Genomic DNA, 14642 nt, shown 5'->3' with positions numbered 1-14642 from the left:
CGATCTACGCGGTCTACCTGGAGACGGTGGCCCACGCCGGCCTGACGCTGTTCGGGCAGCCGGTGAAGGTGCGGTTTAATCCGACGACCAAGAAAAAGGGCTACGGCTTCTGGCACCTAATCTCGGAGGCCCCCGCCCAGGACAACCGCGACGAAGACGACCGCACCCCCGACCTGGCTCGTTGTGAGCGTGTGCGCTGGGTAGCATGGTGCATTGAGCATGCCGAATCCTGCGGGTTCTCATGGTGGGAGAACCAGCGCGGACGCGAGACGCATGTGGTGATCTGGGCAGAGGCGCACGACTTCGCCGTTGTGCTTGCCAAGCGTGAAACCCAGGAAGGGACCCGGTATTGCCTGCTGAAGACCGCATATTGTCTGCGCGGCCACACCATTCGCAAGTTCACCAAGGAGCGGGACGCCTTCTGGGCGGCCCGAAAAGACTGAAGCCCCGGCACACGGATGTGCAAGGGCTTCGGATACTCCTTCTACACATGGCAGATGAGCTGGCGTGATTATAGGTGATATCGGAACTTTGGGGAGGAACCTTAGTTGACGGAAGACCAACTCGAAACCGACTCCCTGTTTTGGCTGGCAGATCTGGGCTACGTCCACCGCCATGGCGCCGACATCGCGCCCGATGCCGCAATGCCCGAGCGCAGCGACTACCGCCAGGTACTTCTGCGCGGCCGGCTGGCGCATGCGATTCATAAGCTGAACGCCGGCATCCCGGCCAGTGCTCGCGATGATGCACTCGCGCAGGTGCTGGGCCTCGGCATCCCTGCCCCGCTCTCCGCCAACCGCGCCTTCCACAAGCTGCTGGTCAGCGGCGTGCCGGTGCAGTACCAGAAAGACGGTGAGACGCGCGGTGACTTCGTCCGCTTGGTCGACTGGGGCGATGTGTCCGCCAACGAATGGTGGGCGGTCAATCAATTCACGATCAAGGGGGCACACCACACGCGCCGGCCAGACATCGTGCTCTTCGTCAACGGCCTGCCGCTTGTGCTGATCGAGCTGAAGAACCCGGCCGACACGCATGCCGACATCTGGAAGGCCTTCGATCAAATCCAGACCTACAAGGCCCAGATCCCCGACGTGTTCCAGTACAACGAGGTGCTCGTCATCTCGGACGGCAGCGAGGCTCGCATGGGCTCGCTGTCGGCCGATGAAGAACGCTTCCAGCAATGGCGCACGATCAGCGGCACTGACCTGGACCCGCTGGGCCAGTTCAATGAACTTGAGACCCTGGTGCGAGGTGCGCTGGCCCCGGCGATGCTGCTGGACTACCTGCGTTACTTCGTACTTTTCGAAGATGACGGGCGGCTGATCAAGAAGGTCGCCGGCTATCACCAGTTCCACGCGGTGCGGGCGGCCATCGAGCATGTGGTGGCGGCATCCAGGCCCGACAGCAGCGCGGCCCTGCGCGGCAAAGGCGGCGTTGTGTGGCACACCCAGGGCAGCGGTAAGAGCATCACCATGACCTGCTTTGCAGCGCGGGTAATGCAAGAGCCGGCGATGGAAAACCCCACCATCGTCGTGATCACCGACCGCAACGATCTGGACGGACAGCTGTTCGGCGTCTTCAGCCTGGCGCAGGATCTGCTGCGTGAACAGCCGGTACAGGCGGCCACGCGGCAGGAGCTGCGCACGCTGCTAAGCAATCGCCCCTCCGGCGGCATTGTGTTCGCGACCATCCAGAAGTTCATGCCCGGCGAAGATGAGGACCTGTTCCCCATGCTCTCTGACCGGCGCAACATCGTTGTCATCGCGGACGAGGCCCACCGCACGCAGTACGGCTTCGAGGCCAAGCTCAAAGAGGTCAAGGTGCGGGGCAGCATGCGCTCGGGCACCTTGACCACCGACGGCAAGCCGATTGAGTTCGCGGCGAAGGATTCAGAGTCCCCTGAGTATCGGACCAAGTACCAGGTCGGCTACGCCCAACATCTGCGCGATGCGCTGCCCAATGCCACCTTCGTAGCTTTCACGGGCACGCCGGTATCAGCGGCCGACCGCGATACACGCGCCGTTTTCGGCAACTACATCCATGTCTACGACATGCAGCAGGCCAAGGAAGATGGCGCCACCGTCGCCATCTACTACGAGTCGCGCCTGGCCAAGCTTCGCCTGAAGGATGAAGAGCTGCCCACCATCGACGATGAAGTGGACGAACTGGCCGAGGATGAAGAGGAAAGTACCCAGGCCAAGCTCAAGAGTCGTTGGGCAGCGCTGGAAAAGGTCGTTGGCGCCGGTGCGCGCGTGGCCAGCGTGGCGGCCGACCTAGTGACGCACTTCGAGGCACGCGATGCGGCCCAGCGTGGCAAAGCCATGGTCGTGGCAATGAGCCGCGATATCTGTGTCCACCTCTATGACGAGATCGCCAAGCTGCGGCCTGACTGGCATGACCCCGACCCCGAGAAGGGCGCGGTCAAGATCATCATGACCGGCTCAGCCAGCGACAAGGCACTGCTGCGCCCCCACATCTACAGCAGCCAGGTTAAGAAGCGGCTGGAGAAGCGCTTCAAGGACCCAAGCGACCCGCTTAAGCTTGTGATCGTGCGCGATATGTGGCTCACCGGATTCGATGCCCCTTGCGTGCACACCATGTACGTGGACAAGCCCATGAAGGGCCACAACCTCATGCAGGCGATTGCCCGCGTGAACCGCGTTTTCAAGGACAAGCAAGGCGGCCTGGTGGTCGACTACATCGGCATCGGCAACGAGCTGAAGGCCGCCATGCGCGAGTACACGGCCAGCCAGGGCCGCGGCCGGCCGACCGTGGATGCGCATGAGGCCTACGCCCTGTTGGCCGAGAAGCTGGACGTACTGCGAGCCATGCTTCACGGCTACGACTGGAACGGCTTCCTGACCGGCGGCCACAAGACCTTGGCGGGCGCGGCCAACCATGTGCTGGGCCTGAAGACCGAGGGCAACCGAGACGGCAAGAAGCGCTTCGCCGACACGGCCCTGGCGATGAGCAAGGCATTCACGCTTTGCTGCGCGCTGGACGAGGCCAAGGCCGTGCGCGAGGAAGTGGCATTCCTACAGGCGGTCAAGGTGATCCTGACCAAGCGCGATATCTCGCATCAGAAGAAGACCGATGAGCAGCGCGAGCAGGCGATCCGCCAGATCATCAGCCAGGCGGTCGTATCTGACGCCGTAGTGGACATCTTCGACGCAGTCGGCTTGGACAAGCCCAACATCGGCCTGCTCGATGATGAGTTCCTGGCCCAGGTGAAGAACCTTCCCGAGCGCAACCTGGCGGTGGAACTGCTGGAGCGGCTGCTGGAGGGCGAGATCAAGTCCAAGTTCGCAAGCAATGTCGTCCAGCAGAAGAAGTTCTCCGAGCTGCTGGGCAATGTCATCACTCGCTACCAGAACCGCTCGATCGAAACCGCGCAGGTTATGGAAGAGCTGGTCGAAATGGCCAAGAAATTCCGCGAGGCGGCCTCACGCGGCGAAGCGTTGGGGCTGACCGACGATGAGGTGCGCTTCTATGACGCCCTGGTCAACAACGAGTCGGCGGTCAAGGAACTGACCGACGAGACCCTGAAGAAGATCGCCCACGAACTGACCGAGAACCTGCGCAAGAACCTGAGCGTGGATTGGTCAGAACGCGAGAGCGTGCGCGCCAGCCTGCGCCTGATGGTCAAGCGCATCTTGCGCAAGTACAAATACCCGCCGGACATGCAGGATGCGGCGGTGGAGTTGGTGTTGCAACAGGCGCAGGCGTTGGGTGAAAGCTGGTCGTAGGACGTCTGTCGATACCAGCATCAAGGCTGTTATCGATGCCAGGGAAGGCGAGCTCCCGTGCTTCCACGATGGATCCAGCCGTCCAGCATGTCCGCCCAAGTCTGGAGCATCGACCGCCGCTGCTCGGCGTACTCTGCCTTGTTGTAGACGGCGCGCACGCCGCGCTGCTCATGGGCCAGACATTTCTCGATCCAGTCGCTGTTGAAGCCCGCCTCGTGCAACAGCGTGCTCGCTGTTCGGCGCAGGTCATGCACGGTGAAGGGTTCGAAGTCGCCTCCTCGCTCACGAATCAACGCCACCGTCGCGTCAATTACGCGGTTCAGGGTCGCAGCGCTGATGGGCATTGCCGTTTCGTACCGCCCCGGATGAAGATAGGAACTGGCTCCAAAGCAGGTCTTGAATGCAACGAGGATGTCCAGCGCCTGCTGGCTCAAGTAGACGTTGTGCGACCGCCCTGCCTTCATGCGCTCCTTCGGGATTGTCCAGGTCGCAGTCTCGAAGTTCACTTCGCCCCAGACGGCATCGATGAACTCAGACTTGCGAACCAACGTCAGCAGCATGAACTTCAGGGCTAGGCGCAACGTCGGCATCGTCGCGGTCCGTTCGAGAGCCTCGAAGAAGACGTGGATCTCAACCGGTGAGAGGGTTCGATCCCGCGCCTTGAACGAGGCAATCGCGCTGGGGCGGATCGCTTCGGCTGGGTTGTCGATCTTCAACCCGCGCGCCTGGATGAAGCGGAAAACCTGCAGCACGATCTCGCGCGCGTGGACTGCCGGCGCCGAGACCCCGCGTTCCTTGATCTTCTCGCACCGCGCCATCAGGCGAACGGGCGTGATCTCTTCCAGCTTCAGCCGGCCAAACTCCGCCGCCAGATTGCGGTCGTAGACCGACTTGCGCATCGCACGCGTGGATTCCGCAAGCGGCGCCTGGGCGAAATAGGCCTCCACCCATTTGCCGAAGGTCAAAGCGTCGGCGGCCTCAGTGCGCTTCTCTGTCTTGGCTCGCGAGGGACTCTCCCCTTCTCCACCGCTCGACGCGCCCGCGTCAACAGCAGCCTCGCCTCAGCCAGGGAGACGGACATGCCGTAGTCCAATCCCGCGGGATCACGGGGCCGCTTCGCGCCAAGGCTCGGGTCGTACTTGCCGATCACCAGCGTCTCCCGACGCCCATGGATGCGGTAGTCAAACCGGAAGCTCGCCACGCCGGTGCGCGTGACGGCGACATACAGGCCCTGCTGATCCGCGACCTTGTAGACGCGATCCTTGGCCTTCAGCGCCTTCAACTGCATATCGGTGAGCATCGATTCCCCCTGAACTGATACCGTCAGTCAATACCGTCAAGTCATTCGACGGTATCAGCGATGGTCGTTCAAGGGGCTGCTCTCGATACCGCTCGGAATACCGCCGGAATCGACGGGCTTTCGTGTGGCGGACTGGAACCGGGTGAGACCGTAGGTGCCTGTCAGGACTGGGGTTTCGAGGGCAAGCCGGACTGCATGGCACGACCTGAAACCAGCTTAAGTCACTCCCACTCGATCGTCGCCGGCGGCTTGCTCGAGACGTCGTAGGTCACGCGGTTGATGCCGCGCACCTCGTTGATGATGCGGCCCGAGCAGCGCTTGAGCAGGCTGTACGGCAGCTCCGCCCAGTCGGCCGTCATGAAGTCGCTGGTCTGCACCGCGCGCAGCGCGACCACATAGTCGTAGGTCCGTCCGTCGCCCATCACGCCCACGCTCTTCACCGGCAGGAACACCGTGAAGGCCTGGCTGGTCAGCTCGTACCAGGTCTTGCCCGTCGCCTCGTCGCGCGTGTTGCGCAGTTCCTCGATGAAGATCGCGTCGGCGCGGCGCAGCAGGTCCGCGTACTCCTTCTTCACTTCGCCGAGGATCCGCACGCCCAGGCCCGGGCCCGGGAACGGGTGGCGGTAGACCATCTCCGGCGGCAGGCCCAGCGCCACGCCCAGTTCGCGGACCTCGTCCTTGAACAGCTCGCGCAGCGGCTCCAGCAGCTTCAGGCCGAGCTGCTCCGGCAGCCCGCCCACGTTGTGGTGGCTCTTGATCGTCACGGCCTTCTTGGTCTTCGTTCCGCCGCTCTCGACCACGTCCGGATAGATCGTGCCCTGCGCCAGGAAGGTCGCGCCCTTGTGACCGCCGCCGCCCGACTTCAGCTTCTCGGCCTCGGCCTTGAAGACGTCGACGAACAGGCCGCCGATGATCTTGCGCTTGCGTTCCGGATCGCTCACGCCCGCCAGTTGGCCGAGGAACAGCTCGCTCGCATCGACGCGGATCACCTTCGCGTGCAGCTTGCCTTCGAACATGTCCATCACCGCGTCGCCTTCGTTCAGGCGAAGCAGGCCGTGGTCGACGAACACGCAGGTCAGCTGGTCGCCGATCGCGCGGTGGATCAGCGCCGCCGCCACCGACGAATCGACGCCGCCGGACAGGCCCAGGATGACTTCCTCGTCACCGACCTGCTCGCGGATCTTCGCGACAGCCTCGGCGATGTAGTCGCCCATGATCCAGTCGCCCTTGCAGCCGGCGATCTCGCGCACGAAGCGCTTGTAGATCGCGGCGCCCTGCACCGTGTGCGTGACCTCGGGATGGAACTGGAGCGCGTAGTAGTTCTTGTCCTCGTTGACCATGCCGGCGATGGGGCAGGTCGGGGTGGACGCCATCAGCTTGAAGCCCGGCGGCAGCGCGGTGACCTTGTCGCCGTGGCTCATCCAGACCTTCAGCATGCCGTGGCCCTCGGCCGTGGCGAAGTCCTGGATGCCGTCCAGCAGCTTGGTGTGGCCGTGGGCGCGGGCTTCGGCGTAACCGAACTCGCGGTGATCGCTCCACTCGACCTTGCCGCCGAGCTGCACCGCCATCGTCTGCATGCCGTAGCAGATGCCCAGCACCGGCACGCCCAGATCCCACACCGCCTGCGGCGCGCGCAGCTCGTGGTCCTCATAGGTCGACGCATGGCTGCCCGACAGGATGATCGCCTTCGGCGCGAACGAACGGATGAAGTCGTCGCTGACGTCGTTGGGGTGGATCTCGCAGTAGACCTGGGCCTCGCGAACGCGACGCGCGATCAGCTGCGTCACCTGGGAGCCGAAGTCGAGGATGAGGACTTTGTCGTGCATGGTCAGCTTCTGGGATGCTTGGGGGTTCTTGAAGGCTGGGGAGTCTTGGTGGCTCAGGCCTTGGCCGCGGCGGCCTGCGCCGGCGGGCCCATGTTGAAGTGGCGCCACGCGAAGCCCAGCGAGGCCAGTTGCAGCAGCGCGCAGAGGTAGAACGGCGCGCCGAGGCGCCAGTCGGTCTTGGGGAGCTCGGCGACCAACGCCATCAGCCCCAGGCCGGCGATCGGCGAGATCACCGCCATCAGGCTGTTGATCGCCGCCACCGCGCCCATGGTCTCGCCCTGCGTGCGGGCATCGGCGGCGTTGGAGATCACGCTCTGCATCGCCGGGGCCGCGGCCACGCCGGCGATGTTCAGGAAGATCGCGGCGATCATCATCCAGGCCTCGGTCGACATCCCCCAGATCACGTTGGTGAGGATGGAGGTCGTCAGGCCGATCAGCACCAGGCGGCGCGCACCCAGCCAGCGCATCAGCGGCTGCAGCAGCACGCCCTGCACCACCACCGCGACCAGGCCCACGACGAACAGCGACAGGCCGTTCTCGCGCGGGCCCCAGCCGAACTTGTGCTGGTTGTAGAGGACCCAGCTGGTCTGGATCACCAGCTGCGCCAGGCCCGAGCACGCGATCACGTAGATCAGCGGACCGACGCCGCTGAGCTTGCGCAGCCGGCCCAGCGCCGCGACCGGATTGGCCTTGCGCCATTCGAAGGGTCGGCGGTGCTCCGGCGCCAGCGACTCAGGCAGCACGAAGTAGCCGTACAGCCAGTTGAGCAGCGCCAGCGTGCCGGCGACGTAGAACGGCAGGTGAAGGTCGATGCTGCCGAGCAGCCCGCCCATCACCGGGCCGAGGATGAAGCCCATCCCGAAGGCTGCGCCCAGCATGCCGAAGCGCTTGGCGCGGTCCGCCGGCGGGGTGATGTCGGCGACGTAGGCGTTGGCGACGGCCGCGTTGGCCTGCATCGCGCCGGAGAACAGCCGCACCACGACCAGCATCCACAGCGCGTCGGCCAGCGCCGTCACGAAGAAGCTGAGCGCCAGACCGCTGAAACCGATCAGCATGACCTTGCGGCGGCCAAAGCGGTCGGACAGCCCGCCCAGGATGGGCGAGCCGAAGAAATTCGCGAGACCGAAGGCGAACGCCACGGCCAGCTGCGCCAGCGTGTGCTGGGTCTCGCTCTGCGTGAAGGTTCCGACCAGCGGCGGCAACACCGGGATGATCAGGCCGATCGACACCATGTCGATCAGCACCGCGATCAGGATGAACGACATGGCGGCCTTGCGGCCGCCATTGGTCGTCGTTGCCGCGACGGCGTCGACCTTATTGGACAAGGGGCGTCACTCCAGGCGGTAGTTGGGCGCTTCCTTCGTGATCTGCACGTCGTGGACGTGGCTCTCACGGATGCCCGCCGAGGTGATCTCGACGAACTCGGCCTTGTCGTGCATGTCGGCGATGCTGCCGCAACCGCAGTAGCCCATCGAGGCCCGCACGCCGCCCGCCATCTGGTGCACGATAGCGACCATCGAGCCCTTGTACGGGACACGCCCTTCGATGCCTTCCGGCACCAGCTTGTCCGCGTTGGGGTTGGTCGTCTCGTCGTTCTCCTGGAAGTAGCGGTCCGCCGAACCGGCCTTCATCGCGCCGATCGAACCCATGCCGCGGTAGCTCTTGTAGCTGCGGCCCTGGTACAGGATCACCTCGCCCGGGGCTTCCTCGGTGCCGGCGAACATGCCGCCCATCATCACCGTGCTCGCGCCGGCGGCGATGGCCTTGGCGATGTCGCCCGAGTAGCGGATGCCGCCGTCGGCGATCGCCGGGACGCCGGTGCCCTTCAGTGCCGTGGCGACGAAGTCGATGGCCGCGATCTGCGGCACGCCGACGCCGGCGACGATGCGGGTGGTGCAGATCGAGCCGGGGCCGATGCCGACCTTGACCGCGTCCGCGCCGGCTTCCACCAGCGCCAGCGCCGCGGCGCCGGTGGCGATGTTGCCGCCGATGACCTCGACCTGCGGGTAGTTCTTCTTGACCCAGCGCACGCGCTCGATGACGCCGCTGCTGTGGCCGTGCGCGGTGTCGACGACGATCGCGTCGACGCCGGCCTTGACCAGCAGCTCGACGCGCTCTTCGGTGCCGTCGCCCACGCCGACCGCCGCGCCGACGCGCAGCTTGCCGTGCGCGTCACGCGCGGCATTCGGGAAGTTGGTCTGCTTGGTGATGTCCTTGACGGTCATCAGGCCGCGCAGTTCGAACGCGTCGTTGAGGACCAGCACGCGCTCCAGCTTGTGCTTGTGCATCAGCGCCTTGCCGTCGTTCAGCGACGCACCTTCCGGCACCGTGATCAGGCGTTCGGCCGGGGTCATGATCTCGCTGACCGGGATGTCCATGCGCGTCTCGAAGCGCAGGTCCCGGTTGGTGACGATGCCGACGACCTTCTGCCCCACGAGCACCGGGAAGCCGGAGACGCCGTGGTGCTCGCTGAGCTGCTTGACCTGGCGGACGGTGGTCTCGGGGGTGATCGTGATCGGGTCGCGGAGCACGCCGGACTCGTAACGCTTGACCCGGGCCACTTCCGCGGCCTGCTGCTGCGGGGTCAGGTTCTTGTGGACGATGCCGATGCCGCCTTCCTGGGCGATGGCGATCGCCAGGCGCGCCTCGGTCACGGTGTCCATGGCGGCGGACACGAGCGGCAGGTTCAGGCGGATGCCACGCGTGAACTGCGTGGCCAGACTGGTGTCGCGCGGCAACACCTGGGAGAACGCCGGCACCAGCAACACATCGTCGAAGGTGAGGGCCTTTCCGAGTAGGCGCATGAGGGAAGCTCCAGACGCAAAGGCGCATTATAGAGAAGCCCGGCAGTACACTCCACGACCATGATGAATCCCCCACTCTCGCGACGCCCGCTGGGCGTGATCTGCGCGCTGGCGCTGATGGCGCTGACCTCGATCGCGCACGCCCAATGGAAGTGGCGCGACGCCGACGGCCGCACGCAATACAGCGACCGTCCGCCGCCGCCGAGCGTGGCCGACAAGGACATCCTGGCGCGTCCGTCCAACGCCCCGCGCGTGAGCGCCACGCCCGGCCAGGCCGCGTCGCAAGGCCCCTCGGCATCGGCATCCGGCGCTTCCGCGCCGGCCCGTGCCGCGAGCGAGGCGTCGTCGCGCGACAAGCTGGAACGCGAGCGCAAGGCGCAGGAGGACAAGGCCCGCACCGAGGCCATGGCCGAGGACTGCCGCCAGGCGCAGAACCGGATGCGTCTGCTGGAGTCCGGCGTGCGTCTGCGCAGCGGCACCCAGACCGGCGAATCGCAGCCGATGACCGAGCAGATGCGCCAGGACAACGTTCGCCAGGCCCAGGCGGTGATCACCGCCTCCTGCAAATAAGGCGAGAACGAGTTCCAGAAACAACACCCGCGGTCAAGACGGACGTAAGTCTGGTGACCGCCGGTAAAACGACAGGCCGCTCATGCGGCCTTTCTTTTCTTGGACCTGGGCGGTCGGGGGCGTCGGTGTCAGGCCTTGCGGCCCAGCGGCCGGTGGCGGGTGACGATGCGGCTGCCAGCGGCCTGGAAGCGCTGACGGCGCGCCTCCTTCGGATCGACCGTCAACGGCCGGTAGACCTCGACGCGGTCCTGCGCGCGCAACGGCGTCTCCAGCGGGACGATGCGCCCCCAGATCCCGGCCGTGAGCGTGGCGATCTGGTCCGGCTCGAACCAGGCGGAGGCCGCCAGGGCGTCGCGCAAGGTGCTGCCGGCGGGCAGGGTCAGGCGTTGTTCACGCAGCTCGCCGCGCACCGGGCTCCAGAACAGATCGACCGACAGGTCAGCGGGCGCCATAGACCTGCTCGGCGCGCTTCACGAAGCTGTCGACGAAGGTGTTGGCGATGCGGTCGAACACCGGGCTGACGACTGCCTCGAGCGCGAAGCTCGAGAACGCGTAGCGCAGCTCGAATTCGATCTTGCAGGCGCGCGGTTCGCCGTCCGCCGGCGCGCCGGGACGGTTCAGCGGCAGGAACTGCCAGTCGCCGTCGAGCATCGAGAACGGACCGTCGACGAGTGCCATGCGAACGCGCTGGTTGGTCTCGTTCGTGTTGCGGGTGGTGAACGCGTGGCGCAGGCCCGCGTACTGCAGGGACAGCTTCGCGGTCACGCCGTCGTCGTGGCGTTCCAGGACCTCCGCGGAGGAGCACCAGGGCAGGAACTCCGGATAGCGCTCGACCTGGGTGACGAGGTCGTACATCTCGCGCGGCGAGTACCAAAGGAGGACTGTCTTCCGGACGTGCTTCATGGCGGTTCTTAGAATGGCGGGATTGTAGGCGGCCCGATCGCCCCCATCTGGGCGTCACCGGGACGCCATCCGGGGGCCCGCCCGACCGCGCGCCAGCAGATCCGCCCTGCCCGCGACCCGCCTGCGCCCCGCACAAGAAGAACGCCCATGCCCATTGCTGAAAACCGTCGCGCCCGATTCGAGTACCACATCGAGGAGCAGTACGAGGCCGGCCTCGTCCTCGAAGGCTGGGAGGTCAAGGCCATCCGCTCCGGACAGGTCCAGCTGCCGGACGGTTATGTCGTCATCCGCAACGGCGAGCTGTTCCTGATCGGCTGCCGGATCGATCCGCTGCGTACCGCGTCCACGCACGTCAACCCGCTGGCCGACCGCACGCGCAAGCTGCTGATGAGCGGCGCCGACATCCGCCGCCTGATCGGCAAGGTGGAGCAACGCGGCTTCACCCTGATCCCGCTGGACCTGCATTACACCAACGGCCGCGTGAAGGTCCAGATCGCGCTGGCGAAGGGCAAGGCCCAGCACGACAAGCGCGAGACCGAGAAGAAGCGCGACTGGGAACGCGAAAAGGGCCGCCTGATGCGGCACAAGGTCTCCGGTCCGTCGAAGGACTGACGGGCCTGGCAGCCCGCCCGCGCGCGCAGCGGCTCAGCGGATCAGCGGCTCAACACCTCGAACGCCTGCGCCAGGTCCGCGCGCAGGTCCTCGACCTCCTCGAGCCCGATCGCGAAACGCACCAGCGTGCCGCCCTCCTCCGCCGTCCACGACAGGCCCAGCGAGCGGCTGCGGCTCATCTCATGCGGCACGGCCAGACTCATCGGCCCGGCCCACGAATATCCGATCCCGAAGCACGTCAACGCGTCGACGAAGGCGTCGAGGCGCGCAGGCGCGTACGCCGGTTTGAAGAGCGCCGCGAACAGGCAGCCCGCCTCGGTCGTGAGCGCCCGCCAGTGCTCGTGCCCGGGCGAACCCGGCAACGCCGGATGGAACACGCGGGCGACCTCGGGCCGCCCCTGCATCCAGCGCGCCAGATCGCGCGTGGCCGCATCCTGCGCGCGGTAGCGCAGGGCGATGGTCGGCAGTCCGCGCAGCACCGCCTCGACGTCGTTCTGGCCGAGGCCGTAACCCAGGTTCTCATGCATCGCGACCAGTTCGCGATGCAACGCGATGTCACGGGTGCAGACGGCCCCCATCAGCACGTCGGCGCCGCCGGAGGCGTATTTCGTCAGCGCCTGCATCGACAGGTCGGCGCCGAACCCGGGCTCGCGATCCGGCAGCAGGTCGAACGCGTTGAACGCCAGGCCCGCCCCCCAGGTGTTGTCGAGCGCGGTCCGCACGCCCCGTGCGCGGCAGGCACGCAGCAGTCCGATCAGATCCGGGAACTCGAGCGTCACCGAACCCGCCGCCTCGAGCCAGACCAGCTTCGTTCGGTCGGACAGCATCGCCTCGAAGGCGGGGACGTCGAGCGGGTCGTAGAAGCGATGCGCGATGCCCAGCCGGCGCAGCAGGCCGTTGGAGATGTGCCGGTTCTGCCCGTAGGCGTTGTCGGGCAGCAGGACCTCGTCGCCGGGCGCGAGGAAGGCCAGGCTGGTCAGCGTGATGGCCGCCAAGCCGCTGGGCGTGAGCACGCAGTGCTCGGCATGTTCCAGCGTCGCGATGCGCGCGGCCAGCGTGTAGGTCGTCGGCGTGCCCGGCAACCCGTAGCGGTAGCTGATCCCGTCCCGGGTGCGCGGCGTGTTCAATTGCGCCGTGTCCTTGAACAGCATCGTCGACGCCTTGTGCACCGGGACCGGCACGGCGTCCCAGCCGTCGGGCGCGCGGAACGGGTGATGGATGAGTTCGGTGGAAGGGCCGCGTCGCGTCACGAAGTCTCCTGAAGGATCGAAGGAACCGGGCGGACATTCTGCGGCAGGCGCGCCGGCCATGGCGGCGCCGGGGCCGCCATGACGAACGCCGGCACGAGGCCGGCGTTGTCGGAGGGCCGCCCGCGCGCCGGAAGGCGCGCCCCGGCACCGGTCAGATCGGCAGCGCGATCAGGTCGTGGCCCTCGGCACCGACGATGCGGGCGCGGGTGAACTCCCCGACGCGCAGCTGCTTGCTGGCCTTCTCGGGCGGCAGCAGGCGCACGGTGCCGTCGATCTCGGGCGCGTCCGCGTACGAACGGCCGACGCCGCCCTTGCGGCCCAGCGCCGGCGCGGAATCGACCAGCACCTGCATGGTCGCGCCGACGCGGCGCTGCAGCTTGGCGATCGACACTTCCTCCGCCACGGCCATGAAGCGGGCGCGGCGCTCTCCGCGGACTTCGTCCGGCAGCGCGCCGTCGAGCGCGTTCGCCGGTGCACCCTCGATGGGCGAGTAGGCGAAGCAGCCGGCGCGATCGATCTGGGCTTCGCGCATGAAGTCCAGCAGGTACTGGAACTCCGCCTCGGTCTCGCCGGGGAAGCCGGCGATGAAGGTCGAGCGGATCACCAGCTCGGGGCAGATCTCGCGCCAGCGCAGGATGCGCTCGAGGTTCTTCTCGCCGTTGGCCGGGCGCTTCATGCGCTTCTGCACGTCGGGGTGGGCGTGCTGGAAGGGCACGTCCAGATACGGGAGGATCAGGCCCTCGGCCATCATCGGCACGATCTCGTCGACGTGCGGATACGGATAGACGTAGTGCAGGCGCACCCACGCGCCGTAGGGCTTGGCGATCTCGCCGAGCTGCGCGACCAGGTCGAACATGCGCGTCTTGACCGGCTTGCCGTCCCAGAAGCCGGTGCGGTACTTGATGTCGACGCCGTAGGCGCTGGTGTCCTGGCTGATGACCAGCAGTTCCTTGACGCCGGACTCGAACAGCGCCTTGGCTTCGGACAGCACGTCGCCGATCGGGCGCGACACCAGGTCGCCGCGCATGCTCGGGATGATGCAGAAGCTGCAGCGGTGGTTGCAGCCCTCGGAAATCTTCAGGTACGCGTAGTGCTTGGGCGTCAGCTTGATGCCGGCGATGCCGCGGGCCTCGGGCACCAGGTCGATGAACGGATCGTGCGGCTTGGGCACGTGGGTGTGGACCGCGTCCATCACCTCCTGCGTGGCGTGCGGGCCGGTCACGGCGAGGACGCTCGGGTGGATCTCGCGGACCATGTTGTCCGAGCTCGCGCCGGCCTTGGCGCCCAGGCAGCCGGTCACGATGACCTTGCCGTTCTCGGCCAGCGCCTCGCCGATGGTGTCCAGCGACTCCTTGACCGCGTCGTCGATGAAGCCGCAGGTGTTGACGATCACCAGGTCCGCGCCGGCGAAGGTCTTGGAGGTCTCGTAGCCCTCGGCGCGCAGCTGCGTCAGGATCAGTTCGGAATCGGTCAGGGCCTTCGGGCACCCGAGGGACACGAAGCCGATCTTCGGGGCGGTCTTGCTGCCTGCGGCGGTGGGGTCGTAAGTCGTTGATTCCATTTGGGTTCCGCCGGAAGGCCTGGCTGAGGGCTGGGGCGACATTCTACGACAGCCGGCGTCGGACACCGCT

The 14642-nt window shown here is 66.4% G+C and carries 11 protein-coding genes and 1 pseudogene; 4 read left to right on the top strand and 8 right to left on the bottom strand.

Annotated elements, in window-relative coordinates:
• Positions 1–26 precede the first annotated feature (26 nt).
• Positions 27–443, top strand: coding sequence for a hypothetical protein (locus tag ACQ859_RS10825; RefSeq protein ID WP_431265774.1), 417 nt, complete (start codon positions 27–29; stop codon positions 441–443).
• 105 nt (positions 444–548) lie between these two features.
• On the top strand, positions 549–3746 hold the full coding sequence (locus tag ACQ859_RS10820) for a type I restriction endonuclease subunit R (RefSeq protein ID WP_431265773.1): 3198 nt from the start codon (positions 549–551) through the stop codon (positions 3744–3746).
• Positions 3747–3775: 29 nt separating this feature from the next.
• Here the strand turns inward: ACQ859_RS10820 and ACQ859_RS10815 are convergent.
• From ACQ859_RS10815 to guaB, 4 genes and pseudogenes are all read right to left on the bottom strand, one after another.
• Positions 3776–5046 (bottom strand): annotated as a pseudogene (locus ACQ859_RS10815) (tyrosine-type recombinase/integrase).
• A 221-nt stretch (positions 5047–5267) separates the two neighbouring features.
• Positions 5268–6872, bottom strand: a complete 1605-nt coding sequence (gene guaA, locus ACQ859_RS10810) for a glutamine-hydrolyzing GMP synthase (RefSeq protein ID WP_431265772.1) — start codon at positions 6870–6872, stop codon at positions 5268–5270.
• Between the two features lie 53 nt (positions 6873–6925).
• Positions 6926–8197 carry an MFS transporter gene (locus ACQ859_RS10805; RefSeq protein WP_431265771.1) on the bottom strand — a complete coding sequence of 424 codons (1272 nt, stop codon included), beginning with the start codon at positions 8195–8197 and terminating at the stop codon, positions 6926–6928.
• Between the two features lie 6 nt (positions 8198–8203).
• Positions 8204–9676, bottom strand: a complete 1473-nt coding sequence (gene guaB / locus ACQ859_RS10800; protein ID WP_431258561.1) for an IMP dehydrogenase — start codon at positions 9674–9676, stop codon at positions 8204–8206.
• A gap of 60 nt (positions 9677–9736) precedes the next feature.
• On the opposite strand from guaB, the gene ACQ859_RS10795 reads away from it, so the two are divergent.
• The gene (locus ACQ859_RS10795; RefSeq protein ID WP_431265770.1) at positions 9737–10246 is read left to right on the top strand and encodes a DUF4124 domain-containing protein; all 510 of its coding nucleotides are present in this window, start codon (positions 9737–9739) and stop codon (positions 10244–10246) included.
• 128 nt (positions 10247–10374) lie between these two features.
• Here ACQ859_RS10795 and ACQ859_RS10790 read toward each other — a convergent pair whose 3' ends face one another.
• Both ACQ859_RS10790 and ACQ859_RS10785 read right to left on the bottom strand, forming a co-directional pair.
• On the bottom strand, positions 10375–10698 hold the full coding sequence (locus ACQ859_RS10790) for an RnfH family protein (RefSeq protein ID WP_431265769.1): 324 nt from the start codon (positions 10696–10698) through the stop codon (positions 10375–10377).
• Positions 10685–11149, bottom strand: coding sequence for a type II toxin-antitoxin system RatA family toxin (locus ACQ859_RS10785; protein WP_431048040.1), 465 nt, complete (start codon positions 11147–11149; stop codon positions 10685–10687). The genes ACQ859_RS10790 and ACQ859_RS10785 overlap by 14 nt, the downstream gene beginning before the upstream one ends.
• A 147-nt stretch (positions 11150–11296) precedes the next feature.
• Between ACQ859_RS10785 and smpB the strand changes: the two genes are divergently transcribed.
• Positions 11297–11761, top strand: a complete 465-nt coding sequence (smpB, locus tag ACQ859_RS10780; protein WP_431258565.1) for an SsrA-binding protein SmpB — start codon at positions 11297–11299, stop codon at positions 11759–11761.
• A gap of 41 nt (positions 11762–11802) precedes the next feature.
• Here the strand turns inward: smpB and ACQ859_RS10775 are convergent, their stop codons facing one another.
• Both ACQ859_RS10775 and rimO read right to left on the bottom strand, forming a co-directional pair.
• Entirely contained in the window at positions 11803–13011 is a 1209-nt protein-coding gene (locus ACQ859_RS10775) for a PLP-dependent transferase (protein WP_431265768.1), read from the bottom strand.
• Between the two features lie 151 nt (positions 13012–13162).
• Entirely contained in the window at positions 13163–14572 is a 1410-nt protein-coding gene (gene rimO, locus ACQ859_RS10770; protein WP_431265767.1) for a 30S ribosomal protein S12 methylthiotransferase RimO, read from the bottom strand.
• Positions 14573–14642 lie beyond the last annotated feature (70 nt).

Origin of the sequence: Roseateles chitinivorans (assembly GCF_050632235.1) — a bacterium.
In the GTDB taxonomy this organism is placed as follows: Bacteria; Pseudomonadota; Gammaproteobacteria; order Burkholderiales; family Burkholderiaceae_C; genus Roseateles; species Roseateles chitinivorans_A.
Note: the sequence above shows the minus strand (reverse complement) of the source record. Positions and strands in the feature narration are given on the sequence as shown.